The sequence below is a fragment of the Pseudomonas sp. 8(2025) genome (assembly GCF_052665325.1).
In genome coordinates this window covers 207,798-231,580 of record NZ_JBQOIE010000010.1, presented here as the reverse complement: position 1 = coordinate 231,580, position 23,783 = coordinate 207,798, and the positions used below count along the sequence as shown (strand labels likewise).

Here is a 23,783-nt window from a genome sequence, read left to right as displayed (position 1 = left end):
CGCGCGCAGCTTGAAAGTGCGCAGTCTACACGCCGCGATAATGAATGACTCGTCGGTCACCACTGACGAACGGTCATCACCCCGTGAGCAAGGTCAACCTTTTTGTGCGCCAGCGTTTTTGGAGGTGCCCTTGTGCCGATGAGCATCAACCGCCAGGTTCTCGCCTAGGCGACTTTCTTTTCACCGGAGAGTAACGAGGAATCCATGAAGGTTCTTGTAGCTGTCAAACGAGTGGTCGACTATAACGTCAAGGTTCGCGTCAAAGCGGACAACTCCGGCGTCGACCTCGCCAACGTCAAGATGTCGATGAACCCTTTCTGCGAAATCGCAGTGGAAGAAGCCGTACGCCTGAAAGAGAAAGGTGTAGCGACTGAAATCGTCGTCGTCTCCATCGGTCCTGCTACTGCTCAAGAGCAACTGCGTACCGCCCTGGCACTGGGTGCCGATCGCGCGATCCTCGTCGAGTCCGCTGAAGAGTTGAACTCCCTGGCCGTGGCCAAGCTGCTCAAGGCCGTGGTCGACAAGGAACAGCCACAGCTGGTGATCCTCGGCAAACAGGCCATCGATAGCGACAATAACCAGACCGGCCAGATGCTGGCAGCCCTGAGCGGCTACGCTCAAGGCACCTTCGCCTCCAAGGTCGAAGTGTCCGGCGACAAGGTCAACGTCACCCGTGAAATCGACGGCGGCCTGCAGACCGTTGCGCTGAACCTGCCAGCCATCGTCACCACCGACCTGCGTTTGAACGAGCCGCGCTACGCGTCTCTGCCAAACATCATGAAAGCCAAGAAGAAGCCGCTTGAAACGCTGACTCCTGATGCTTTGGGCGTTTCCACCGCCTCCACCAACAAGACCCTGAAAGTCGAAGCGCCGGCTGCACGCAGCGCGGGCATCAAGGTCAAGTCGGTGGCTGAACTGGTCGAGAAACTGAAAAACGAAGCGAAGGTAATCTGATCATGACTATCTTGGTAATCGCCGAACACGATAACAAGGCGCTGGCTCCGGCCACCCTGAACACCGTTGCCGCCGCCGCCAAAATCGGTGGTGACGTGCATGTATTGGTAGCCGGCCAGGGCGTTGGCGCCGTGGCTGAAGCCGCGGCCAAGATCGCTGGCGTGGCCAAAGTGCTGGTGGCCGACAACGCCGCCTACGCTCACCAACTGCCGGAAAACGTTGCGCCGCTGGTGGCCGAACTGGGCGCTGGCTACAGCCACATCCTGGCTGCCGCTACTTCCAACGGCAAAAACATCCTGCCGCGGGTTGCCGCTCAGCTGGACGTCGACCAGATCTCCGAAATCATCTCGGTAGAAAGCGCTGATACCTTCAAGCGTCCGATCTATGCCGGTAACGCCATCGCTACCGTGCAGTCCTCGGCTGCCGTAAAAGTCATCACCGTACGTGCCACCGGTTTCGACGCTGTTGCCGCTGAAGGTGGTTCGGCTGCAGTCGAAACCGTCGGCGCCGCTCACGATGCCGGCAAGTCGAGCTTCGTTGGCGAAGAGCTGGCCAAGTCCGATCGCCCTGAACTGACCGCAGCCAAGATCGTCGTTTCCGGCGGCCGCGGCATGCAGAACGGCGACAACTTCAAGCACCTGTATGCCCTGGCCGACAAGCTGGGCGCTGCTGTCGGCGCGTCCCGCGCTGCGGTGGACGCAGGTTTTGTGCCCAACGACATGCAGGTCGGCCAGACCGGCAAGATCGTTGCGCCACAACTGTACATCGCCGTCGGTATCTCCGGCGCGATCCAGCACCTGGCGGGTATGAAGGACTCCAAAGTGATCGTCGCGATCAACAAGGACGAAGAAGCGCCAATCTTCCAGGTAGCCGACTACGGCCTGGTAGCGGACTTGTTCGAAGCCGTACCTGAGTTGGAGAAGCTGGTCTAATCCGGCGTCTTCACTTATAAAGAGCCCGGCCTTTTGGCCGGGTTTTTTTATGTGTGTTTTTTGCCGGGGGAGGGTTTCGCCATGGATCTGCGCCGCATGAGTGGCTGGCCAGTGCTGTTGGGCCTGACGTTGTTGCCATCGTTGTCGATGGCGGCGGGCAAGTGCGAGCGTCTGGTGGTCACTGGCAGCCCCGATGCACCGCCTTACCTGTGGCGTGACCCTCAGGACCCCAAGCACCTGATGGGTGCCAGCGCCGACCTGCTGCAGCAGGTGGCCGGGGAGCTGGGGCTGAAGGTCGAGGTGCTGTATGCCGGCAAGCGCTCCGAGGCGCTGGACGAGGTACGCACCGGGCGCATGGACCTGCTCGCCGATGCACCGCTGACCCTCAATGAGCTGGAATCGCTGGACTACATCCACCCGGCGCTGGTGCAGAACGACTATCTGGTCTGGACCCGCAAGGATTCGACCCTCAGCTACACCCAGCCGGGAGACCTGGCAGGCCATCCGGGCGCCGTGTCGGAAAAGGCCCGACTGACTCAGCCCTTTGTCGCCATGGCCAAGGAGCATCTGCAACTCAAGCGCCTGCCGAATCTGACCCAGGTCTTCCAGACCTTGCTCCTGGGGGAGGTGGACTATGTGCTGGCGCCTCGCTACGCAGGCATGGCCATGGCCCAGACCCTGGGCATGACGGCGGATCTGGCGGCGTTTCCCCAGCCCATCGACAAACCGGGGCTGTTCCTTGCGCTGTCCCATAACTCCGCCTGCAATGACCCATGGTTGCGCGGACAGTTGGCCAAAAAGATGACAGAATTGCCCGCGTCCGGTCTGACGGAGACCTTGCTGCAGCGCAATCTGGAGCGCTGGAAGGCCCAGTTGCAGCAACCCGTCAGCAGCCCAAAACAGTAGGAATCTTGTGTGACTATTCGACCTCTTTTCGCCGCCATGGCTGTTCTCGCCCTGGCGGGTTGTGCAACCGACCCGGCGCCCATCGAGCAGATGCGCCTCACCGCGCAGACGCTGGAGCAGGCCAAGGCCGTGGGGGCTTCTGCCGAGGACATGCCCGAGTTGAAACTGGCCGAAGACAAGTTCTCCCGGGCACAGGGCAACATGCAGGATGAGTCCTACAAGAAAGCGCGGATGCGCGCCGAACAGGCCGAACTGGATGCGCGCCTGGCCGAAGCCAAGGTCCTGACCCGCAAGAGCCAGGAACAGGTGAATGCACTCAATACCCGCATCACTCGCCTGCGCAAGCAACTGGGAGATGCCCAATGAATCTGTCTACCCGGATCATCGGCAGTGCAGTGCTCCTGGCATGCGCCGGACTCTATGGCTGCGCTGGCCAGCACAGTGAAGAAGCCCTGCAGCAGGCCAGTAACGACTTCCAGAAGGTCAAGGAAGACTCCAACGTGCTGCGTATCGCGCCCAAGGACGTGATCCGTGCCGGGGAGTCCCTGGCACGTGCCGATCGCCTCTCCACCTATTGGGGCAGCGGTGGCGATGTGGAGCATTACGCCTACCTGAGTCGGCGCTACAGCGAAATCGCCCGTGAGCATACCGAACAGGCACTCAATAACGAGCGTGCGGCCAAGCTCGAGCTGGAGCGCCAGCGCCTGCAACTGGCCCTACGCGAAGCCAAGTTGCTCAGCGTGCAGCAGCAGGGCAAATGGCTGGAAGAACAGATCATCAGCCTGGCCACCACCCAGACCGATCGCGGTCTGGTGATGACTCTGGGGGATGTGCTGTTCGATACCGGCGAAGCGGAACTGAAGAACTCGGCGAACCGCACTGTGCTCAAGGTGGTGCAGTTCCTCCAGTTGAACCCCAAGCGCGTGGTGCGCATCGAGGGTTACACCGACAACACCGGCGAGCGCCAGAGCAATCTGCAGCTGTCCAAGGACCGCGCCCAAGCCGTGGCGGATGTGCTGGTGGACCTGGGTATCGATGAAAAACGCATCCAGGTCGAAGGCTATGGCGACGACTATCCGGTGGAGGCCAATGCTTCCGAGCGGGGAAGGGCGCAGAACCGTCGGGTGGAGATCGTGTTCTCCGACGAAAAAGGCCAGTTGGGCGCTTCTCGCTGAAGCTGCGCCAGTGCCACGGAAAAACCCGACGCCTTGCTCGCGTCGGGTTTTTTTATGCCTGCCAAGAGGTTCACAAAAACCCTACAGTTATGCTTTTCACTGCCCCGTGTCCTCGACTATTGTAGAAACTGTCCCAGTACACTTCTAAACTGTGCCGGTATTGTTTCACACAAGAATAAAACGCCGTGAAATCGAGTGCTGCGCCATGACCAATCTCTTGCTCTATCAACGTATCGCTCAGCAACTGGCTGAGGATATTCGCCGTGGTGTCTACCAGCCGGGGGAGCGCGTACCGTCGGTACGCAAGATGAGCTCGCAGCTCAATGTCAGCCACGCCACGGTACTCCAGGCCTATGCCAACCTCGAAGACCAGGGGCTGATTCGCGCGCGCCCGCAGTCGGGCTACTACGTGCACCAGACGCCGGCGCTGACCGCGCCCACGCCGGATATCGCCCGGGTCGAGCGCCCGGGGCTGGTGACCCGCAGCAGCATCATTCAGCAGGTGCTGGTGGAGTCCCGTCGCGAAGGTGTGTTTCCGTTGGGGGCCGCAGTGCCCAGCGTCGACTATCTGCCAGTGCGGGCGCTGCACCAGCAGTTGGCCAAGGTCACCCGGTTCCACAGCCCCCGGGCATTCAGTTACATGTTCAGCCCGGGCTTCGAGCCACTGCGGCGTCAGGTGGCCATTCGCATGCGCGATGCCGGGGTGGTGGTCGACCCGTCGGAAGTGGTGATCACCCACGGCTGCGTCGATGCCCTGCAGATGTCATTGCGGGTACTGACCCGGCCCGGGGACCTGATTGCTGCGGAGTCGCCGACCTACTACGGCCTGCTGCAACTGGCGGACTTGCTGGGGCTCAAGGTCATCGAGATTCCCAGTGATCCGTCCACCGGCATGAGCCTGGAAGCCCTGCAACTGGCGGCCAACCAATGGTCGATCAAGGCCCTGGTGCTGACCACACGCCTGAGCAATCCCCTGGGCGGCACCATGCCCGAGGAGCGGCAGAAGCAGTTGCTGCGCCTGGCATCGGATTTCGATATCCAGGTGGTCGAGGACGATATCTATGGCGAGTTGATGTTCGAGGTGGGGCGTACCAAGGCCCTCAAGGCCTATGACCGCCTGGATCGGGTGATCTACTGTTCGAGCTTCTCCAAGACCCTGTCTCCCGGCGTGCGCATCGGCTGGATGATTGCCGGCAAGTACCAGCAGGAGATCCAGCGCCTGCAGACCTTCAGCACCCATTCTGCGTGCAGCGTCACCCAGATGGGGGTTGCGGCCTACCTGGAAAACGGCGGTTATGACCGGCATTTACGGTACATCCGCCAGGAATACCGGAAGAATCTCAGCGCCTTTCAGCTGGCGGTGCAGCAGTACTTCCCTGAGGGCACGCAGATCACCCGGCCCAACGGGGGCTTCATTCTCTGGGTCAGCCTGCCGGGGCGGGTCAACACCCAGGAGCTTCATGTGCGAGCCTTGCAGCAGGGCATCAGCATCGCCCCGGGGCTGATCTTCAGCAACACCGAGCAGTTCAACCACTGTGTGCGGCTCAACTGCGGTACGCCCTGGAATCGCGAGGCCGAGCGGGCCCTGATGACTTTGGGAATGCTTGCCAGCCAGTTGTGCCAGGAGGCGGCGGGCGGATTTTAATCAGTGTGGCCCTGTGCTTGTCATGGGGCCTGCAACAAGCGAGCATAGAGGACCTTTTGTCGATCTACCTGTCTTTCATGAAAGCCTTTCTACCTGCCCTCTGGTTAAGTGTCTGTCTGTTGGGAACCGCCTTCGTGGCTCCTGTCCAGGCGGCTTCCTCCCAGGACAAGCCGGCTGCCGGGGCGGCCCATGCCACTAAGGCGGCCCCTGCCAAGAAGGCTCCGGCCAGCAAGGCCAAGCCTTCGGCCAGTGCCAGCAAGAGCAAGTCCGCGGCCAAGAAGGCGCCCGCCAAGCCCAAGTCCAAATGGGCCTATCAGGACATCAAGAAGCCGTTGCCCAGCGCCAAGGTGGACTTGAGCCTGCCGCCGGAAATGGTCAAGCACCTGCAGCCGGTGGGCAGTGTGCCGCTACCCAAGCGCGAGCCGCTGCTGCCGCAGATGTTTGGCGAGAAGCCCAAGGAAAGCAGCCCGTTCCAGCTCAACGGCCGCTTGCTCAGCAATGAAATGCAATTGCAGCTGCGCAACGAGGAACGTCGGGATATCGAAGGCGCGGCCCTGGATTTCGAGTTCAAGCAGTAAATTCTTCATCCTCTTCTGTGACGGGTTGGCTCGACACTTTGTCGGAGACTGATCAGTCACGCACGGTTGTGCGTCAAATCCGTTCTTTGAGTAATTTTAAACGGCTGTTTTAGCGGTTACTCTTGGCGGGCGTCATTCAACACTCTGCTTGTCGCAAGGAGCTTTTCCTCATGAACTGCCGTGAAGGTTGTGGCGCCTGCTGCATCGCCCCTTCCATCAGCACCCCGATTCCCGGAATGCCCCAGGGCAAGCCGGCGGGAGAACGTTGCCTGCATCTTTCTGTCGAACACCTGTGCGGGCTGTTCGGCCTGCCGGAGCGGCCGGCGGTGTGTGGGGCGTTCCTGGCGGATCCCGAGGTGTGTGGCGAAAGCCGCGAAGAAGCCATCCGCCTGATTGGCTGGTGGGAACAAGTGACCGCGGCATAGAGTGTTCTCAATGAACGGAACTTCAACAATAAGGAATAAGACAATGGGTTCGCTGCAACGAATGGCTGTGCTCTGTGGTTTAACCGTGCTCTTGTCGGCAACGGCCCACGCCGAAGACTGGCAAACCGCCAAGGATGAAGACGGCATCAAGGTCTCCTTGAGTGAAGTGGCCGGCTCCAAATACAAGGCCTACCGTGGTGTGACCACCATGAAGACCTCCATCGCCAAGCTCCGCGCGCTTCAGGAAGACGTGGCGGGCGCCTGCTCCTGGATCCATGAGTGCAAGACCCAGAAACTGCTCAAGCACGAGGGCGATCAAAGCTGGACCTACACCCAGTTCAACACCCCGTGGCCAGTCACTGCCCGTGATTCGGTATTGCACATCACTACCAGCGAAGCGGCCGACGGCAGCCTGACCCGCAAACTGGAGGGCGTGCCCACCTACATCCCTGAAGAGAAAGGCTTCGTGCGGGTGGCCCAGGTCGAGGGCTACTGGAAGTTCGTACCCAAAGGCGCCGACCAGGTGGAAGTGACTTACCAGGTGCACACCGAGCCGGGTGGTAGCGTGCCGTCCTGGCTGGCCAACAAGTTCGTGGTGGATGCGCCGTTCAACACCCTGAAGGCACTCAAGGCTCGCGCCGAAAAGCCTTGATCGGCTGAGTTTTGCCAGCATTACCAGGGCCGCCTTCGGGCGGCCTTGTCATTGCTGTGTTCCGGCAGCGCGGTGGAACGATTGCCCGTTGCTCAGGGTCGAGATGTTGTCAGCCCACTCATGGGGCTATCGAGGAGGCACTGATGCAAAAGTGGCAAGTCACTTTCGTTGACGATCATGGTGTCCAGTCCGTCGAGCATTTCGACTGCGACCAGCAACCGACGATGGAGCGCGCCGCACAACTGGTGCGGGCCAAGTTGTTGCCAGTGAGTGCCGAACTGGACCTGAACGATCTGGACGGGCGCACCGAGGATCCCACCCTCAAGAGCCTGAAAGAGCAGAACAGCATTCAGATTCTCAGTATCACGCCGATCTAGAGAGGGTAGAGCGCGCTTCGCAGCAATTTCTGGCGACGTCCAGAGCAAGGCGCTAATCTGCAAACGAGATCAGCGAATTCTTCGCTAGGCTCTGATCTTGTCAGCTCCATGCTTGTTTCCTGACGACCCGCCCCGGGTCGTGATGCCGGTCCCTTTGGCCGGCGGTTCGGGAAGCACGGAAAGTCTATCCATCGGTTTGAGGAGGACGTTTCATGAGCACAGCCGTTCAAGAAGACATCAGCAGCAGTGTGCTGCGCCGCATGAAAGAAGGCGGTTTCGACTTTTCACGATTCCATCCCATCGAGTTCTACGCCATTTTTCCGGATGAGGAGCGGGCACGCAGGGCGGCAGGACATTTTCGCGGTGAATCCTTGAATGCCCAGGTCAGCGTGCGTGACGACGGCGCCTGGTACCTGGAACTGAGCAAGGTGATGTACGCCACCTATGGCGGCATCGGGGATTTTGAACAGGACTTCGAGGCGGTGGTCGAGCCCCTGGGCGGCATCATTGAGGGCTGGGGAGTGAAACAGGAGATCCGTGGACGGCTGGTATAGCCTGCGCTAGATATATCGAGACAGACAATTGGCTGGCCCCTGGGCCGGCCAATTGTGTTTTCGGGGCCCGCACAAGGTAAAAAAAAGCCACCCGAGAGGGTGGCTAAAAGGGAAGACCGGTCAGGAGAGGGAACCGGTCGGGAGAGCCCGGACCCGGTTGTCATCGGCGTCATCAAGGTTGCAGCAGCGACTTCATCAGGCTTGGCGAAGTGTTTGCTCGATGGACGCGATTATCCCCAGTGGCCAGCGGGCAGTGAAATCAACTCTGACTATGCTGGTGATAGCCAAGACCGGTGCCAGCCATGGCCGGGGCAGGGCGGTCCGCATGCATCGGTTATGCGGGCATCGGCCTTGGGCTGCAACGGACTGATTTTGGGGCGCTTGTGCCGAAGGCACAGGGCTGGCGAAGCCCGGGTGTGCAGGTGACAGGGAGTACGGCATGAACCACAGCGCTGTTGATGAAATGCATGGGGCCGACGGCCAGGTTCGCGAGCATTACCGCGAGTTCGCCCGCTGGCTGGCCAATACCCCCGACGAACTCCTGGCCCGCCGCCGTCGCGAGGCCGACCTGCTGTTCCACCGTGCCGGCATCACCTTCACCCTGTACGGCGACGAGCAGGGCACCGAGCGGCTGATTCCCTTCGACACCATTCCCCGCATCATCCCGGCACGGGAATGGCGGATCATCGAACAAGGGTGCATTCAGCGGGTACGGGCGCTGAACCTGTTTCTGGCCGATCTCTACCACCAGCAACGAATCATCCGCGCCGGGATCATTCCCGCCGAGCAGGTCCTGGCCAATCAGCAGTACCAGCTGGCCATGCAGGGCCTGGACCTGCACGGTGATGTCTATGCCCATGTCTGCGGAGTTGATCTGGTACGCGACGGCGACGGCCGCTACTGCGTGCTCGAGGACAACCTGCGCACCCCCAGCGGCGTCAGCTACATGCTCGAAGACCGCAAGATGATGATGCGCCTGTTTCCCGAGCTGTTCGCCGCCCAGCGCATCGCCCCCATCGACCATTACCCGAACCTGTTGCTCGATACCCTGAAAAGCTCCAGCCCCCTGGACAATCCGACGGTGGTGGTACTGACCCCGGGGCGCTTCAACAGCGCATTTTTCGAGCATGCGTTCCTGGCGCGGGAGATGGGGGTGGAGCTGGTGGAAGGTGCCGACCTGTTCGTGCGTGACGACCGGGTGTTCATGCGCACCACCGCCGGCCCGCAGGCGGTGGATGTGATCTACCGTCGCCTCGACGATGCCTTCCTCGACCCCCTGGCGTTCAACCCCGATTCCCTGCTCGGCGTGCCCGGCCTGTTGGCGGCCTACCGCTCGGGCACTGTGGTACTGGCCAACGCCATCGGCACCGGGGTGGCCGATGACAAGTCGGTGTACCCCTATGTCATCGAGATGATCCGTTTCTACCTGGACGAAGAGCCGATTCTGCAGAACGTGCCGACCTGGCAGTGCCGCCGGCCCGCCGAGCTGTCCCATGTGCTGGCCAACCTGGCGCAACTGGTGGTCAAGGAAACCCAGGGTTCCGGCGGCTACGGCATGCTGGTGGGGCCGGCGGCCACGGCGGCGCAGATCGAGGAGTTCCGCGTACGGATCAAGGCCCGGCCCGAGGCGTACATCGCCCAACCGACCCTGGCGCTGTCCACCTGCCCGACCTTTGTCGAAAGCGGCATCGCCCCGCGGCATATCGATCTGCGGCCCTTTGTCCTTTCTGGTGGTGAAACCCGTGTGGTGCCCGGTGGTCTTACCCGTGTGGCCCTGCGTGAAGGTTCGTTGGTGGTGAATTCCTCACAGGGCGGCGGGACCAAGGACACTTGGGTGGTCGAGGATTAAGGAAGCCTGCCATGTTGAGTCGAACCGCGTCGGACCTGTACTGGATGTCACGCTACCTGGAGCGCGCGGAAAACCTGGCGCGGATGCTCGATGTCAGCTATTCCCTGTCGCTGATGCCCCAGGACGGGCGCGGCGATGGCCTGCACGAGCTGGCCATGCCACTGCTGATCACCGGCACCCTGGAGGATTACCACGCCCGCCACCAGGCCTTGCACGCCGAGCAGCTATTGCAGTTCTTCGCCCTGGACCCGGCCAACCCCGCCAGTATCTACAGTTGCCTGGGATCGGCCCGGGCCTGCGCCCATGCCGTGCGCGGGCGGATCACCGCCGACATGTGGGAAAACGTCAATGCCACCTGGCTGGACATCCACCAGATCGCCAGCCAGGGCCTCAGTGCCTATGGCATGAACCGCTTCTGCGAATGGATCAAGGAGCGCTCCCATCTGTTTCGTGGCGCCTCCTACGGCACCATCATGCGCAACGACGCCTTTCGCTTTATCCGCCTGGGAACCTTCATCGAGCGCGCCGACAACACCCTGCGCCTGCTGGACGCACGCTACGAGATGGCCGGCGACCAGGCCGATGCGGTGTGCGACGGCACCGCCCATGCCTATTACCAGTGGAGTGCGTTGCTGCGGGCCTTGTCTTCCTTCGAGGCCTACACCGAGGTCTATCGCGAGGCGCCCGGTGCCCGGCATGTGGCCGAGCTGCTGTTGTTGCGCGCCGACGTGCCGCGCTCGCTGCGGGCCTGTACCGAGGAGATCGACCAGATCCTCGCCAGCCTGCCCGGCGACAACGGGCGCCCGGCCCAGCGTCTGGCGGCGCAGATGGATGCACGCCTGCGCTACATCGGTATCGATCAGATTCTCGACGAAGGCCTGCACGCCTGGCTGACCGACTTCATCCCCCTGGTGCGCCAGTTGGGCAACGCGATTCACCGCTCTTATCTGGAGGCGGCATGAGACTGTCCGTGAGCCATGAAACCACCTATCGCTACGCCGATCCGGTAGGCGCCAGCATCCAGTACCTGCGCCTGACACCCCACGACAGCGAGCGCCAGCAAGTGCTCTGCTGGCAGCTGGATCTGCCACGACCGGTGCGTGCGCAGCGGGACCCCTTCGGCAACATCCTGCACGTACTGACCCTGGACGAGCCCCACGAAGCAGTGATCATCGGCGCCCGTGGCCAAGTGGATATCGATGAGCTGCGCGAGGCCGAGCATGAATGCCAGTCGCCCTTGCCGTTCCTGCGTTTCACCAGCCTGACCGAGGCGGATGCTCAACTGCGCGAGTTCGCCGGCCGGCAATGCGCAAGGCGGCGTGATCGCACAGGGTTGATCGACCTGATGCATGGGCTGCACCAGCTCATGGCCTACACGCCTGGGGCAACGGACGTGGCCACCAGCGCGGCGCAGGCTTTCGCCGGGCGCGCCGGGGTCTGCCAGGACCACACCCACGCTTTCCTTGCCTGTGCCCGTAGCCTGGGCGTTCCGGCACGTTTTGTTTCCGGTTATCTGTACCGCGAGGACAGCGGGCAATTACTTGGCCACGCCTGGGCCGAAGCCTGGCTGGAAGGCGCCTGGTACAGCTTCGATGTGACCCACCAACTGGCGCGGCCCGAGCGCCACCTCAAGCTGGCGGTGGGCCTGGACTACCTGGATGCCTGCCCGGTACGCGGCATGCGCCGGGGCGCCGCCGGTGAGCAGATGCACGCCAGGGTGCTCCAGCAGTAACACGCGTTTTCGCTAGGAGTCGGCTTGCCGGCGAAGGCGCCAGAGGTGGCAAAGGCGATGTCGCAAGGCTCAGGGAACCTGCTTGCGCCCCGCCATGTGCCTAAGATACCCCAGCAGCAGGTCCAGCTCCTGATCCGGCAGCACGTTGTTGTTGAACCCGGGCATCTTCGCCTGGGGCCAGCGCCTCATGCTTTGCGGATCGCGGATATAGCGCTTGAGGAAATCGCCGCTGAAATACTCGGTGGGGCTGTAGGGGATATTCAGGTCCGGACCGAACTGTGAATCGCCGGCACCGTTGAGCCGGTGGCAGGCCAGGCAGTTTTTCTGGAACAGGGCAAAGCCCTGGTTGATTGGATCAGTGGCCGCCAACTGCGGATCCGGAAGCAGGGTCGGGAAGCGCTGCGCCACTGGCTCCAGGCGCTGGATGCGCGCCACCTGGAACGGCCATTGCTCCGGGCTGATATGCCCGGCGGCAGGATCGGTCCACACCAGATAGAAAGGCCCGGCGCTGGGTTTGTCGGCAGCCAGCGCAGGCCATGGCCGGCTCGGGTCCTCCACGGCCAGCCAGGCCTGGGCGCCCTGGCGTTCAAGCAGCGGCGCGGCGCTGAGCTCCGCGGCAAAGCCGTCCAGGGCCACGGCTTGAAGATGGTCTTCGGCCTTCAGGCCCTTGAGCAGGGTCGCCATGGGCACGGCGCGGTACTGCATGTCGCGCTTGTAGGACACATCGTCCTTGATGGTAATGGTCTGGGCCTGGGGGTGCCTTAGCAGTTCTTCGGTCTGCCAGGTGTGGCTGGCGGAGCCCAGGTCGATCAGCAGTTGCGCGGCGTGCAGCGGGCTGCTCAGCAGCAGGGCAGCGCCAAGGAGGAATACTTTCAATTGATGGCCGTCGGGTCGTCGTCAGTGGGTTCGTCGCCGGGAAGCACGTCGTCTGGTCGCGACACATGGTCGAACAGGGCGTCCCGGAGCTCTTCGTAGTTGCCGCCGTTCACGATACCGAAATAGCCGTGCTTGACCAGCGTGTCTTCGGCTTCAAGGGCGTGCTGGTTGGTGTCGCTGTAGATCACCACGGTGGCGTTGGGGTCCAGCACCACTTTGCGCAACTGGTAGGCCAGGCCCTCGGCGCTGATGCCGGTGCCGTCCTCCAGTTCGAGATTGACCTGTAGCGAGTTGTGCACATTGCCGGCGGCAAAGTCGCTCTCGTTGCGCAGATCGAGGATCAACGCCCCATCATTGATTTCGTCCACCGCGCGGTTGACGTCGATGATTCCGGCGTGAGCGTGAAAGGCGCTCAGGAGTGTGGCGAGTGCAATCCAATGGCGCATGAGTCTTCCCCTTGGTGTTCCTCAGGAAGACTGGCACACAAGTCCGTGCCCCGGTAGGAACCGGGGCCAATTTTCCGTCTCGTTGATCGAGCAGCCACAGATCAGCCGATCACTTTGGTGAGATTCGGCAAGATCAACAGCAGTGTGGTTGCGAAAAGAATGAGCCCCGCCTGACGTACTTTCGAATGCTTGAACATGGCTGAATGCCTTTTGTTGTTATTCCTGAGCGTCAATGCATGCCGGTGGGTGAACTCCATTACGAGTCACTATGAACCGGCTATGTGTCCTTTTTCTTACTTGCCCCAGTGCAGAATCCGTCTGGAACTTCCTACAGTTTCTACCTTAGGGGCCTTGAATCCTCTGGCTTAGATCCAATTCATATGAATTTATATTTCTGATTTATTAAAAGGCTATATATCGGCCCGGGCGTGCCTTGGCCGCCCTCTGGCTAGACAGCTCGCGACCCTTCATCGGCAGAGCCCTTAGCTGCCTACCGTTCGTCTGAGCGTCGGCGTCAAGGCGGCTGAGCGCATCGGTCATTGAATCCGGCGCTGCCGCGCCTAAGGTGGGAGCTCGACATTTTCCCCTGCACAGCGGTTCGAGGACGTCATGACCCAAGCTTTGATATTCGATGCGTTACGCACGCCCCGCGGCAAAGGCAAGGCCGATGGCGCCTTGCACAGCGTGAAACCGGTGAACCTGGCCGCGGGCCTGTTGCGCGCCCTGCAGCAGCGCTGCGAACTGGACACCAGCCAGGTGGACGACGTGGTCCTGGGCTGTGTGACGCCCATCGGTGATCAGGGCGCCGATATCGCCAAGACCGCGGTCCAGGCTGCGGATTGGGATGTAAGCGTGGCCGGGGTGCAGATCAATCGCTTCTGCGCTTCCGGGTTGGAGGCGGTCAACCTGGGGGCGATGAAGGTGCGTTCCGGGTTCGAGGAACTGGTGGTGGTTGGCGGCGTCGAGTCCATGTCGCGGGTGCCCATGGGCAGCGACGGCGGGGCCTGGGTGCTGGACCCGGAGACCAACCTGCACAGCCATTTCACCCCCCAGGGGATTGGCGCCGACCTGATCGCGACCCTGGAAGGCTTCTCCCGGGAGGACGTCGACCGCTTTGCCCTGCACTCCCAGCAGAAGGCCGCCCGCGCCCGGGCTGGCGGGGCCTTTGCCAAATCCCTGGTGCCGGTGCAGGACCAGAACGGCATCGTGCTGCTGGACCATGACGAGTTCATTCGCGCCGATTCGACCCTGGAGGGCCTGGGCAAGCTCAAGCCGAGTTTCGAGATGATGGGGCAGATGGGCTTCGATGCCACGGCGCTACGGGTCTACAGCCATGTGGAGCGGATCGACCATGTGCACACCCCCGGCAACAGCTCGGGCATCGTCGACGGCGCGGCGCTGATGCTGATCGGCTCCGAAGCCAAGGGCCGCGAGCTGGGGCTCAAGCCCCGGGCGCGGATCGTGGCCACGGCGGTCACCAGCACCGACCCCACCATCATGCTCACCGGCCCGGCGCCGGCCACCCGCAAGGCCCTGGCCAAGGCCGGGCTGCGGGTCGAGGACATCGACCTGTTCGAAGTCAATGAAGCCTTCGCCTCGGTGGTGCTCAAGTTCATCAAGGACATGGCCATCGACCCGGCCAAGGTCAATGTCAACGGCGGCTCCATCGCCATGGGCCACCCGCTGGGGGCCACCGGCTGCGCGATCCTCGGCACCTTGCTCGATGAGCTGGAAACCCGGCGCCAGCGCTATGGCCTGGCGACCCTCTGTGTCGGCGGCGGCATGGGTATCGCCACCATCATCGAACGCCTCTGAGCCCCGACTTCAAGGAATCCCTTTCATGACCGATGCCATCCGTTACGAAAAAGGCCAGGACCAGATCGTCGTCCTGACCATCGATATGCCGGGCCAGAGCGCCAACACCATGAATGCCCTGTACCGCGACGCCATGGCCGGTGCCGTGGCGCGCTTGCAGGCCGAGCAGGAATCGATTGCCGGGGTGATCATCACCTCGGCGAAAAAGACCTTCTTCGCCGGCGGTGACCTCAATGAGCTGATCAAGGTCGGCAGGCCCGAGGCCAAGGCTTTCTACGACATGGTGCTGGCCCTCAAGGGCCAGCTGCGAGCCCTGGAAACCCTGGGCAAGCCGGTGGTCGCTGCAATCAATGGCGCGGCCCTGGGCGGCGGCTGGGAAATCTGCCTGGCCTGCCATCATCGCGTTGCACTGGACGATAAATCGGTACAGGTCGGCCTGCCGGAAGTCACCCTGGGCCTGTTGCCCGGCGGCGGCGGGGTGGTGCGCATGGTGCGCATGCTGGGCCTGGAAAAGGCTCTGCCCTATCTGCTGGAAGGCAAGAAAGTGCGCCCGCAGCAGGCGTTGCAAGCAGGCCTGATCGATGCCCTGGCGACGGACCGCGACGACCTGCTGGCCAAGGCTCGGGCCTGGATCCTCGCCAACCCGGGCGCGCAGCAGCCCTGGGATGTGCGCGGCTACCAGATCCCTGGTGGCACGCCGTCGAACCCGAAGGTTGCGCAGATGCTGGCCATCGCCCCATCGATTCTGCGGACCAAGACCCAGGGTTGCTTCCCCGCGCCGGAAAAGATCCTCTGCGCGGCGGTCGAAGGCGCCCAGGTGGATTTCGACACCGCGCAACTGATCGAGACCCGTTACTTCACCGAGCTGACCACAGGGCAGGTGGCGAAGAACATGATCGGCACCTTCTGGTTCCAGCTCAACCAGATCAATGCCGGCAGCTCACGGCCACAGGGCGTGCCGCCGCAGGTCACGAAAAAGCTCGGGGTGCTTGGCGCCGGCATGATGGGCGCGGGCATTGCCTATGTCAGTGCGGTGGCGGGTATCGAGGTGGTGCTCAAGGACATCAGCCCCGAAGCGGCCGAGAAGGGCAAGGCCCACTCGGCGGCGCTGCTGGAGAAAAAGGTGGCTCGCGGGCAGTTGAGCCGTGAGCAGCGGGACGCCACCCTGGCGCGGATCCGCACCACCGCCGAGGATGCCGACCTGGCCGGATGCGACCTGATCATCGAGGCGGTGTTCGAGGATCGCGAGCTCAAGGCCAAGGTCTCCCGGGCTGCGCAGCAGGTGGTCGGCGGTGACGCGGTGATCGCCTCCAACACTTCGACCCTGCCCATCACCGGTCTGGCTACGGCGGTGCCGAACCCGGACAAGTTCATCGGCCTGCATTTCTTCAGCCCGGTGGAAAAAATGCCCTTGGTGGAAATCGTCAAGGGGGCGAAAACCAGCGATGAAACCTTGGCCCGCGGCTTCGACTTTGTCTTGCAGATCAAGAAGACCCCGATCGTGGTCAATGACAGCCGTGGCTTCTTCACCTCCCGGGTGTTCGGCACTTTCACCAACGAAGGCATCGCCATGCTCGGCGAGGGTATCGCGGCGCCGATGATCGAGACCGAAGCGCGCAAGGCCGGGATGCCGGTGGGGCCGCTGGCGATTTCCGACGAGGTTTCCCTGAGCCTGATGAGCCATATCCGCCAGCAGACCGCCAAGGACCTGCAGGCCGAGGGCAAGCCGGCCATCGAACATCCGGCATTTGCCGTGATCGACCTGCTGCTCAACGAATACAAGCGCCCGGGCAAGGCGGCCGGTGGCGGTTTCTACGATTATCTGGCCAGTGCCCAGAAGCATTTGTGGCCGCAGTTGCGCACGCGCTTCTACAAGGCCGACGGGCAGATCTCGCCCCAGGATGTGCGGGATCGCCTGCTGTTCGTCCAGGCCATCGAGACCGTGCGTTGTGTGGAGGAGGGAGTGTTGCACTCCACGGCGGACGCCAACATCGGCTCGATCTTCGGCATCGGCTTTGCCGCCTGGAGCGGGGGCGCCCTGCAGTTCATCAATCAGTACGGGGTGCAGGATTTCGTCGCCCGTGCGCAGTACCTGGCCGAGCAATATGGCGAACGTTTCCGGCCGCCGACGCTGCTTCTGGAAAAGGCTCGCCTGGGCCAGTTGTTCTGACACCGACAGGCGCTCAATGAGCTGATCCGGGGCTTGCCTTGCCGTGGTATTTCAAGGCAGGCTCTGGACTGTTCATTATTGCCATCGCCTTGTCAGGAATTTTTTATGTCGCTACGCATCTGCATTCTTGAAACCGATATCCTGCGTCCCGAACTGGTCGATCAATATCAGGGTTACGGGCAGATGTTCCAGCGCCTGTTTTCCCAGCAGCCCATCGCTGCCCAATTCAGCGTCTACAACGTGGTCCAGGGGGAGTACCCCAGCGATGACCTGGAATTCGACGCCTATCTGGTGACGGGCAGCAAGGCCGATTCGTTCGGCACCGATCCCTGGATCCAGACCCTCAAGACCTACCTGCTGGGGCGCTACGAGCGTGGCGACAAGCTGTTGGGCATCTGCTTCGGCCATCAGTTGCTGGCCTTGCTGCTGGGGGGCAAGAGCGAGCGCGCGAGCCAGGGCTGGGGTGTCGGTACCCACAGCTACAAGCTGGCGGCCAAGGCGCCGTGGATGAGCCCGGTGGTGGAGGAGCTGACGCTGCTGATCAGCCATCAGGACCAGGTTACTGCCTTGCCGGAGAATGCCACGGTGATCGCCTCCAGCGATTTCTGCCCGTTCGCGGCCTACCATATCAATGATCAGGTGCTGTGCTTCCAGGGCCACCCCGAGTTCATCCACGACTATTCCCGCGCCTTGCTGGACCTGCGCCAGGAGTTTCTCGGCGAGCAGATCTACCAGAAGGGCGTGGCCAGCCTTGAGCACGACCATCACGGCACCACTGTGGCGGAGTGGATGATGCGTTTCGTCGCTCACAAGCCCGAGGCTGCCTGAACCCGGCCATGGCCCTGCCGCAAGGCGCAGGGCCGTCGCTCCCTCAGAGCCAGCCGGAACGCTTGAAGCTGGCCCAGAGGCCGACACAACCCACGCTGATAAAACCCAGGACGCCAAAGTAGCCGTAGTGCCAACTCAGCTCCGGCATGTTCTGGAAGTTCATCCCGTAGATTCCCGCCACCGCCGTCGGAAACGCCAGGATCGCGGCCCAGGCGGCGAACTTGCGTTGCACGATGCTTTGCCGTGAAGCCTCCAGCAGTACGCCGATCTCGATGGTCTGGCTGGCGATATCGCGCAGGGTCGAGAGGTCTTCCATCTGCCGGGTGACGTGAATCTGCACATCCCGGAAGTACGGCCGCATGTTCTTGTCGATAAAGGGAAAGCTGAGCTTCTGCAGCTCTTCGCTGATCTCCACCATGGGCGCTACATGCCGGCGCAGGCGCAGCACGTCGCGGCGCAGGCCGTGCAGGTGCTGGATGTCCCGTTCGTTCAGCGAGTCGCAGAGGACGTTGCGTTCCAGCTCGTCGATTTCCGCGTGGATGGCTTCGCTGACCGGCTGGTAGTTCTCGGTAACGAAGTCCAGCAGGGCATAGAGCACGAAGTCTTCACCGTGCTCCAGCAGCAGCGGGCGCGCCTCGCAGCGCTGGCGCACGTAGCCATAGGAGGCCGAGTGGCCGTTGCGCGCGGTGATGATGTAGCCGTTGCCGGCAAAGATGTGGGTTTCGATGAACTCCAGCTTGCCCTGCTCGCGCACCGGCGAATAGGTGACGATGAACAGCGCGTCGCCGAAGGTTTCCAGCTTCGGCCGGCTGTGCTTTTCCAGGGCATCCTCGATAGCCAGTTCATGCAGGTTGAACTGGCGCTGCAGGTTGGCCAGCTCGTGGGCGTTGGGTTCCTCCAGGCCGATCCAGACGAAGTGGCCGGGCTTGGCGGCCCAGGCGGCCCCTTCGTCGAGGCTGATATCCGTGACTTTTTTTCCGCCGCTGTAGACGGCGGCAGCAACAACTCTACCCATGGTTCCGGTTCACTTCTTCTTATCAAGGGGGCGGTGACAGATAAGGTGCAGCTTAGCCTGCAATGCTCCATCAGAGTCACTGGCCGCGAGGGAGTTCGCGGACAAATAAAAGCCCGCGCAAGGCGGGCTTTTTGTGGCGCCGGGGTCAGGCGGCCTGCAGCTGGCGGTCCATGCTGGCGATGCATTCGCGCATCTGTTCGCGGCACTGGGCGATCAGCAGGGGCATGTCGTCCAGGGTCAGCCCGGCCGTGGGGATGGCCGGCAGCGAGCGGATCAGGATTTTGCCGCTGTTCCAGCGATCCAGGCGCATGTGCTTGATGTAGCTGCTGACGCACACCGGGACTATGGGCACGCCTGCGGCGATGGCCATCTGGAATGCACCTTTCTTGAAGGGCAGCAGCTCTTCCCCGAGGTTGCGGGTGCCTTCCGGGAAGACCCAGATCGAGGTGTCCTTGTGCTGCAAGGTGTGGGTGGTGGTGAGCATCGAGCGCCGGGCCTTGTGCGGGTTGCCACGGTCGATCAGCACGTTGCCTGCCAGCCAGAACAGCTGGCCGAACAGCGGCACCCATTTCAGGCTCTTCTTGCCGATGCACACGGTCCTTCGCGGCACCACGTTGCCGAATACGAACAGGTCGTAGTTGGACTGGTGGTTGGCGATGATCACGCAGCCCTGGGGTTTGTCCATCAGCGGGCCGACCTCGGCCTTGACCCGCAAGCGCAGGATGCACATCGCCGGCCAGGCGTAGAGGCGGGCGCACAGTCGGCTGTTGTCCGGGTTGAATGGGCGGCACAGGCCGAGCAGCAGGCCCAGGCTGCCTGCCAGGATAAAGTGCAAGCCCATCAACGACATACGAAGCAGATACAGCATCTAAACGGCCCACCCGGGGACAAAAGGTGGCGCAGTGTACGGATGTGCACTGTTTTCGGCAATTGCCGTTCTCAGCCGGGAGATGGGCGATGTTTAAGTACATGTTTCCAGCAATGGCTGGCGATGGTGATCTAGAGCGGTCGCGGCTTGTTGGCAAGGCATGCAGTAAAAAGCCCGGCGCGAAGGCCGGGCTGGTTCAGGTAGCAAATCCGCGGGTTTCAGCCCAGGTGCTCCTGGTCCTGGATGATCGCGTTGTCCAGGGCATCCAGCAGTGCCTTGCGCACCTTCAGCTTGGTGTTCTTGTGCGCCACCATGTTGATCTTCTTCAACTGGCGTGCAGCGGCCAGGGCGGCGCCTTGCAGTTCATCGGGCGCTACCACCTTGTCGAGGAAGCCGGCATCTACCGCGCTTTGCGGGTCGAACATCTCGCCATTGATTACCGAGCGATGCAAAGCCGAGCGACGCAGGCGGTCACGGGCCAGCTCGATACCCGCGTGGTGCATGGTCATGCCGATCTGCACTTCATTGAGGCCGATGCTGAAGGGGCCTTCGACACCGATGCGATAGTCCGCCGACAGCAGCAGGAACGCGCCCTTGGCCACCGCGTGCCCCGGGCAAGCGACGATCACCGGGTAGGGGTGGGAAAGCAGGCGGCGGGCCAGGGTCGAACCCAGGGTTACCAGAGCCACGGCCTCCTTGGGGCCGGCTGTCATGACCTTGAGGTCGTAGCCGCCAGAGAGAATCCCCGGCTGGCCGGTGATGATCACCACCGCGCGATCGGCGGTAGCCTGATCCAGCGCCGCATTAAAGGCGGCAATCACGTCCGGGGAGATGGCATTGACCTTGCCATTGCTCAAGGTCAGGGTCGCGATACCGTCTTCGAGATGGTAGGAAATCAACTCACTCATGACGCAATTCCTTGTATTGAAGTGCTGCAGAAGTTACCCACCACGGTAGCTGCGGTAAAGCGCCATGACTGACTGGTGAGTCAGCCCCGAGGCCGCCAAGGGCCCTGCATCACACAGCGGGTAACGCATGGTTTCTTCTATAGGGTTGTGGGCAAGGCTGAAGAATGGCCGGTTTGCCTTATTGCATGGGGGGCTGCATTGCCCTTGGCCGGGGATCGAGCTTAAGCGCATGAAAATTCTGAAAAAAAAGTTTGCCATCTGAAAAGCGATCGACTACATTAGCGCGCCTCGACAGACTGAATCGGTTTGAAGAGATACGGTGAAGTGTCCGAGTGGCTTAAGGAGCACGCCTGGAAAGTGTGTATACAGGAAACTGTATCGAGAGTTCGAATCTCTCCTTCACCGCCACATTCTACAAACACAAACCCCTGACTTTCCTAAAGAAAGTCGGGGGTTTGTGGTTTTTGGCGTCTGAAAAATGGCCCGATGGAGCGGGTAGGGGGAGTTGTGTTGGGTTGACCCGGGGCGGCCTGTAGCAGGCTCTGGTGCGCGCTCATTCGGCAAGCCACGCACCAGCTACGCCTGAAGAGTTACCACTGGCCGCTTATGAGGCAGCCGACGATTTCCCAGCCGCTGTATTCCCACCAGGAATACCGGCTATCGGAGCAGCTTCTGGCCAAGCTGGCCATCTGGATTTCGCCCGCTGCCTTTTGGGTTCCGAAAGGGGTGTCAGTAGAAGCTGTCACCTGATTGACGGTCTGCGGAGCCTTGATCGGGGTTGGATGTACGGAAGCGTTCGCGACAGTTGCGGTGAAAGCGATCGTCGCGGATACGGCCAGAGCAGTTATGGACTTTTTCATGTGCGAATCCTTTCAGTCATCTGACAAGCGGCTTGTACCTGAGCCTGACCTGCCTTTATCAATAGCCTGAACAGATCGGGCGCTCGCATGGTGTGACGCCAGGAAAGCCTAGCACTGCGTTATTTCCCGCACAGTCGCTCAACGGCACTATTGACAAAGATATAAAAAGCTGGGTTTTTTCAGGTGGTGGCGGCTGGTGAAGTAATGTAGAGCTTGAGCACATGCTTCCAGGCTGGTCTTCAAAGCTTTAATGCCAGCTGCAGTAACCCGATGACAACCGGCCCATTTTCAGCTGTTACGTGCGGTCGGGAGGTGGAGCGATCCATCGTCGCCCATGGCGTGCAGCCACTCGTCGGCGCCTGTCTGTTTTGAACGGCGGGTCGGCAAATGACTGTCTAGTCTGAAATGCCGTGACGAGCAGTATTTTCCAGGCAATCAGGAGCTTGCCGGTACTGGTCGGTTGTTGGAGGGAGCTGGGTATGAGGAGTCTTGCTTATATTGAAGACAACGGGGATGAGTTCCCAATCAACAACTTGGTGCGTTGCGGTCAGGCTGCATTCGAAGCAGAGGTTGAATCTTCTGGCACAGTTGTCAGCAAGAGAAAGGCGGCGGTGCCTGTGGCCAGCAACAAGATGTTTTTCCCCAGGGCGTTGCCGAAGAGAAGGTAACGCAGGGTGCAGACAGCCTCGCTTTATGCGGGGCTTTTTATTGCCTGGAGGTTTTTCAGGGGAAAGGTTGGCGAGGACCCCTTGTTCGCCAGGGAGCTTTTTGGGCTATTTATTAAGATGTTTTCTGTGTGTTTCGGAATTTTCTTATCTCAATTTGTTATAAGTAACGATATGTTCCTTATCCCGACTCAAACGGGGCTGCGCATCCAGCGATGATGCTTTTTATATGTAGCGTGATAAGGAAATAAACGTGAAAGCCATTTTCAAACTCCTCGCACTGTCCACTCTTGTTGCCACCGCTGCAGGTTGCACCAGCTACAACATCAGCCAGCCATCTTCGCCAATCGACAGTCAGGTCAAGGCTGACCTGAAGGCGGATGTAGTAGTGGGCGAAGCGATTTCCGGTCAGTCGTCGGTCAACATCCTGTTTGGTTTCCTGAAGTTCGGTGGCGATAGCCAGTTTGCCGACGGTGTGGCTTACGGTGGTGACGGCAGTGGTGCACTGGGCGGCCTGGGCTTTGATCCGGTTAGTGCGGTCAAGTCCGCCGCGGCTTTCAAGGCAGTCAAATCTTCGGGCGCTGACCTGATCGTTGCTCCGCGTTATGAAGTGAGTGAAGAAAACTACTTTGTCTTCAAGAAAGTCTCGGTCACGGTCAAAGGCAATAAAGGCAGCATCCGCAGCATTCGTTGAGTGCAACTGCGTTCGAGCCTCTGTGGCGGGGATCGGGGCGTTGCACTGGTAACGCTCCAAGGCGTTGCCTGCCAGCGGCCCGGTCTGAACATTTTCGGTAAGGTGAGCTGAAGATGCCTCGGGATGGGTGAAGCTCAAGGTCTGTTGGTGTTGCTCCCACTGACAGGCTCTTTTCACATAATCTTCACATCTGCCTGAGTAGGCTCGAACCATCCGTTAAAAGCAGCATCCCTAGCCCGTTCCCCAGCGGGCTTTTTTTTGCGCGGGGATAAAACTCTTTTAAAATCAGCTGTCCAAGGCACCTGGGAGCAACCCGGGTGCGGCCGCGATAGCTCGAATTGGCCAGCGTGGCACTGGGCTTTCTTGTCAGTCCGACAGTCTTTCTTTGAGGTTCAAGTCATGCGTTTAACTCTACCTGCCCTGGTTGTGGGACTTCTGCTGGCTCAAGGCGCTATGGCCGGCGATGGCACTGCGGCCATTGGTGGCGGGCTTGGCGGCGCGTTGGGCAATGTGGTCGGGCAGCAGCTCGGTGGCAGTACCGGTGCGGCAATCGGCGCGGGTGTCGCCGGTGCGGCAGGCAGTGCGGCCGGGGCGCGCAAAGGCAGCCGGGCCAAGGCGGCCATCGGTGGTGGCCTGGGTTCGGCCGGTGGCTCGCTGATCGGTAATCGCCTGGGCGGTAGCACCGGCTCGACCGTCGGTGCCGGTATCGGCGGCGCGGCCGGTGGCGCCCTGGGTAGCAGCATGGGTCACAAGAAGCGTCACTGATTCTGCCTTGCCTGAAGAAAACCCGGCCCTGCGCCGGGTTTTTTGTGTGGCTTGCCCCAGGCTTCGCCATACTCAAGGCTCTGAGTCCCGATGT

The 23,783-nt window shown here is 61.4% G+C and carries 26 protein-coding genes and 1 tRNA gene; 20 read left to right on the top strand and 7 right to left on the bottom strand.

Going from position 1 to position 23,783, the window contains the following annotated elements:
* Positions 1-204 precede the first annotated feature (204 nt).
* The 14 genes from ACUXVH_RS20185 (at position 205) to ACUXVH_RS20120 (ending at position 11,779) form a co-directional block, all read left to right on the top strand.
* Complete coding sequence (locus ACUXVH_RS20185) at positions 205-954, top strand: electron transfer flavoprotein subunit beta/FixA family protein (protein WP_015634720.1); 750 nt, start codon at positions 205-207, stop codon at positions 952-954.
* Positions 955-956: 2 nt separating this feature from the next.
* Positions 957-1,886 carry an electron transfer flavoprotein subunit alpha/FixB family protein gene (locus ACUXVH_RS20180; protein ID WP_011060141.1) on the top strand — a complete coding sequence of 310 codons (930 nt, stop codon included), beginning with the start codon at positions 957-959 and terminating at the stop codon, positions 1,884-1,886.
* A gap of 81 nt (positions 1,887-1,967) precedes the next feature.
* Complete coding sequence (locus ACUXVH_RS20175) at positions 1,968-2,792, top strand: substrate-binding periplasmic protein (RefSeq protein ID WP_011060142.1); 825 nt, start codon at positions 1,968-1,970, stop codon at positions 2,790-2,792.
* 9 nt (positions 2,793-2,801) lie between these two features.
* Positions 2,802-3,158 carry a DUF4398 domain-containing protein gene (locus tag ACUXVH_RS20170; protein WP_011060143.1) on the top strand — a complete coding sequence of 119 codons (357 nt, stop codon included), beginning with the start codon at positions 2,802-2,804 and terminating at the stop codon, positions 3,156-3,158.
* Complete coding sequence (locus ACUXVH_RS20165; RefSeq protein WP_011060144.1) at positions 3,155-3,967, top strand: OmpA family protein; 813 nt, start codon at positions 3,155-3,157, stop codon at positions 3,965-3,967. Before ACUXVH_RS20170 ends, ACUXVH_RS20165 begins: the two co-directional genes overlap by 4 nt.
* A gap of 205 nt (positions 3,968-4,172) precedes the next feature.
* Complete coding sequence (locus ACUXVH_RS20160; RefSeq protein WP_011060145.1) at positions 4,173-5,612, top strand: aminotransferase-like domain-containing protein; 1,440 nt, start codon at positions 4,173-4,175, stop codon at positions 5,610-5,612.
* Between the two features lie 77 nt (positions 5,613-5,689).
* Positions 5,690-6,190, top strand: coding sequence for a translation initiation factor 2 (locus ACUXVH_RS20155; protein ID WP_065364693.1), 501 nt, complete (start codon positions 5,690-5,692; stop codon positions 6,188-6,190).
* Between the two features lie 170 nt (positions 6,191-6,360).
* The gene (locus ACUXVH_RS20150) at positions 6,361-6,615 is read left to right on the top strand and encodes a YkgJ family cysteine cluster protein (RefSeq protein ID WP_011060147.1); all 255 of its coding nucleotides are present in this window, start codon (positions 6,361-6,363) and stop codon (positions 6,613-6,615) included.
* Between the two features lie 43 nt (positions 6,616-6,658).
* Positions 6,659-7,267 carry an START domain-containing protein gene (locus tag ACUXVH_RS20145; protein ID WP_011060148.1) on the top strand — a complete coding sequence of 203 codons (609 nt, stop codon included), beginning with the start codon at positions 6,659-6,661 and terminating at the stop codon, positions 7,265-7,267.
* 143 nt (positions 7,268-7,410) lie between these two features.
* Complete coding sequence (locus ACUXVH_RS20140; protein ID WP_015634724.1) at positions 7,411-7,644, top strand: hypothetical protein; 234 nt, start codon at positions 7,411-7,413, stop codon at positions 7,642-7,644.
* Positions 7,645-7,856: 212 nt separating this feature from the next.
* The gene (locus ACUXVH_RS20135; RefSeq protein WP_011060150.1) at positions 7,857-8,198 is read left to right on the top strand and encodes a ribonuclease E inhibitor RraB; all 342 of its coding nucleotides are present in this window, start codon (positions 7,857-7,859) and stop codon (positions 8,196-8,198) included.
* Between the two features lie 439 nt (positions 8,199-8,637).
* Positions 8,638-10,047: a circularly permuted type 2 ATP-grasp protein gene (locus tag ACUXVH_RS20130; RefSeq protein ID WP_065363427.1), complete on the top strand. Its 1,410-nt coding sequence runs from the start codon at positions 8,638-8,640 to the stop codon at positions 10,045-10,047.
* An 11-nt stretch (positions 10,048-10,058) separates the two neighbouring features.
* The gene (locus ACUXVH_RS20125) at positions 10,059-11,009 is read left to right on the top strand and encodes an alpha-E domain-containing protein (RefSeq protein WP_011060152.1); all 951 of its coding nucleotides are present in this window, start codon (positions 10,059-10,061) and stop codon (positions 11,007-11,009) included.
* Positions 11,006-11,779, top strand: coding sequence for a transglutaminase family protein (locus tag ACUXVH_RS20120; RefSeq protein WP_019093261.1), 774 nt, complete (start codon positions 11,006-11,008; stop codon positions 11,777-11,779). The genes ACUXVH_RS20125 and ACUXVH_RS20120 overlap by 4 nt, the downstream gene beginning before the upstream one ends.
* A 69-nt stretch (positions 11,780-11,848) precedes the next feature.
* Here the strand turns inward: ACUXVH_RS20120 and ACUXVH_RS20115 are convergent, their stop codons facing one another.
* From ACUXVH_RS20115 to ACUXVH_RS20105, 3 genes are all read right to left on the bottom strand, one after another.
* Positions 11,849-12,655 (bottom strand): c-type cytochrome, encoded by an 807-nt coding sequence (locus ACUXVH_RS20115; RefSeq protein WP_065363428.1) that lies wholly within the window; start codon positions 12,653-12,655, stop codon positions 11,849-11,851.
* Positions 12,652-13,101 carry a rhodanese-like domain-containing protein gene (locus tag ACUXVH_RS20110; RefSeq protein ID WP_011060155.1) on the bottom strand — a complete coding sequence of 150 codons (450 nt, stop codon included), beginning with the start codon at positions 13,099-13,101 and terminating at the stop codon, positions 12,652-12,654. Before ACUXVH_RS20110 ends, ACUXVH_RS20115 begins: the two co-directional genes overlap by 4 nt.
* Positions 13,102-13,202: 101 nt before the next feature.
* Positions 13,203-13,358 (bottom strand): hypothetical protein, encoded by a 156-nt coding sequence (locus tag ACUXVH_RS20105; RefSeq protein ID WP_015634727.1) that lies wholly within the window; start codon positions 13,356-13,358, stop codon positions 13,203-13,205.
* Positions 13,359-13,710: 352 nt separating this feature from the next.
* Between ACUXVH_RS20105 and ACUXVH_RS20100 the strand changes: the two genes are divergently transcribed.
* From ACUXVH_RS20100 to ACUXVH_RS20090, 3 genes are all read left to right on the top strand, one after another.
* Positions 13,711-14,916, top strand: coding sequence for an acetyl-CoA C-acetyltransferase (locus ACUXVH_RS20100; RefSeq protein ID WP_011060156.1), 1,206 nt, complete (start codon positions 13,711-13,713; stop codon positions 14,914-14,916).
* Between the two features lie 25 nt (positions 14,917-14,941).
* Positions 14,942-17,086 carry a 3-hydroxyacyl-CoA dehydrogenase NAD-binding domain-containing protein gene (locus tag ACUXVH_RS20095; protein WP_065363429.1) on the top strand — a complete coding sequence of 715 codons (2,145 nt, stop codon included), beginning with the start codon at positions 14,942-14,944 and terminating at the stop codon, positions 17,084-17,086.
* Positions 17,087-17,191: 105 nt separating this feature from the next.
* Positions 17,192-17,914: an amidotransferase gene (locus ACUXVH_RS20090; RefSeq protein ID WP_015634730.1), complete on the top strand. Its 723-nt coding sequence runs from the start codon at positions 17,192-17,194 to the stop codon at positions 17,912-17,914.
* A 43-nt stretch (positions 17,915-17,957) separates the two neighbouring features.
* Here ACUXVH_RS20090 and ACUXVH_RS20085 read toward each other — a convergent pair whose 3' ends face one another.
* From ACUXVH_RS20085 to ACUXVH_RS20075, 3 genes are all read right to left on the bottom strand, one after another.
* Complete coding sequence (locus tag ACUXVH_RS20085) at positions 17,958-18,929, bottom strand: magnesium and cobalt transport protein CorA (protein ID WP_019093266.1); 972 nt, start codon at positions 18,927-18,929, stop codon at positions 17,958-17,960.
* 145 nt (positions 18,930-19,074) lie between these two features.
* Positions 19,075-19,797: a lysophospholipid acyltransferase family protein gene (locus ACUXVH_RS20080; RefSeq protein WP_011060160.1), complete on the bottom strand. Its 723-nt coding sequence runs from the start codon at positions 19,795-19,797 to the stop codon at positions 19,075-19,077.
* 218 nt (positions 19,798-20,015) lie between these two features.
* On the bottom strand, positions 20,016-20,705 hold the full coding sequence (locus ACUXVH_RS20075; RefSeq protein ID WP_011060161.1) for a crotonase/enoyl-CoA hydratase family protein: 690 nt from the start codon (positions 20,703-20,705) through the stop codon (positions 20,016-20,018).
* Positions 20,706-21,023: 318 nt separating this feature from the next.
* On the opposite strand from ACUXVH_RS20075, the gene ACUXVH_RS20070 reads away from it, so the two are divergent.
* Positions 21,024-21,113 (top strand) — tRNA-Ser (locus ACUXVH_RS20070).
* 182 nt (positions 21,114-21,295) lie between these two features.
* Here the strand turns inward: ACUXVH_RS20070 and ACUXVH_RS20065 are convergent.
* Positions 21,296-21,565: a hypothetical protein gene (locus tag ACUXVH_RS20065; protein ID WP_019093267.1), complete on the bottom strand. Its 270-nt coding sequence runs from the start codon at positions 21,563-21,565 to the stop codon at positions 21,296-21,298.
* A gap of 918 nt (positions 21,566-22,483) precedes the next feature.
* Between ACUXVH_RS20065 and ACUXVH_RS20060 the strand changes: the two genes are divergently transcribed.
* Together ACUXVH_RS20060 and ACUXVH_RS20055 are read left to right on the top strand one after the other, a co-directional pair.
* Complete coding sequence (locus tag ACUXVH_RS20060; protein ID WP_065363430.1) at positions 22,484-22,924, top strand: hypothetical protein; 441 nt, start codon at positions 22,484-22,486, stop codon at positions 22,922-22,924.
* Positions 22,925-23,323: 399 nt separating this feature from the next.
* Positions 23,324-23,689 (top strand): glycine zipper domain-containing protein, encoded by a 366-nt coding sequence (locus ACUXVH_RS20055; RefSeq protein ID WP_073698924.1) that lies wholly within the window; start codon positions 23,324-23,326, stop codon positions 23,687-23,689.
* Positions 23,690-23,783: the final 94 nt, after the last annotated feature.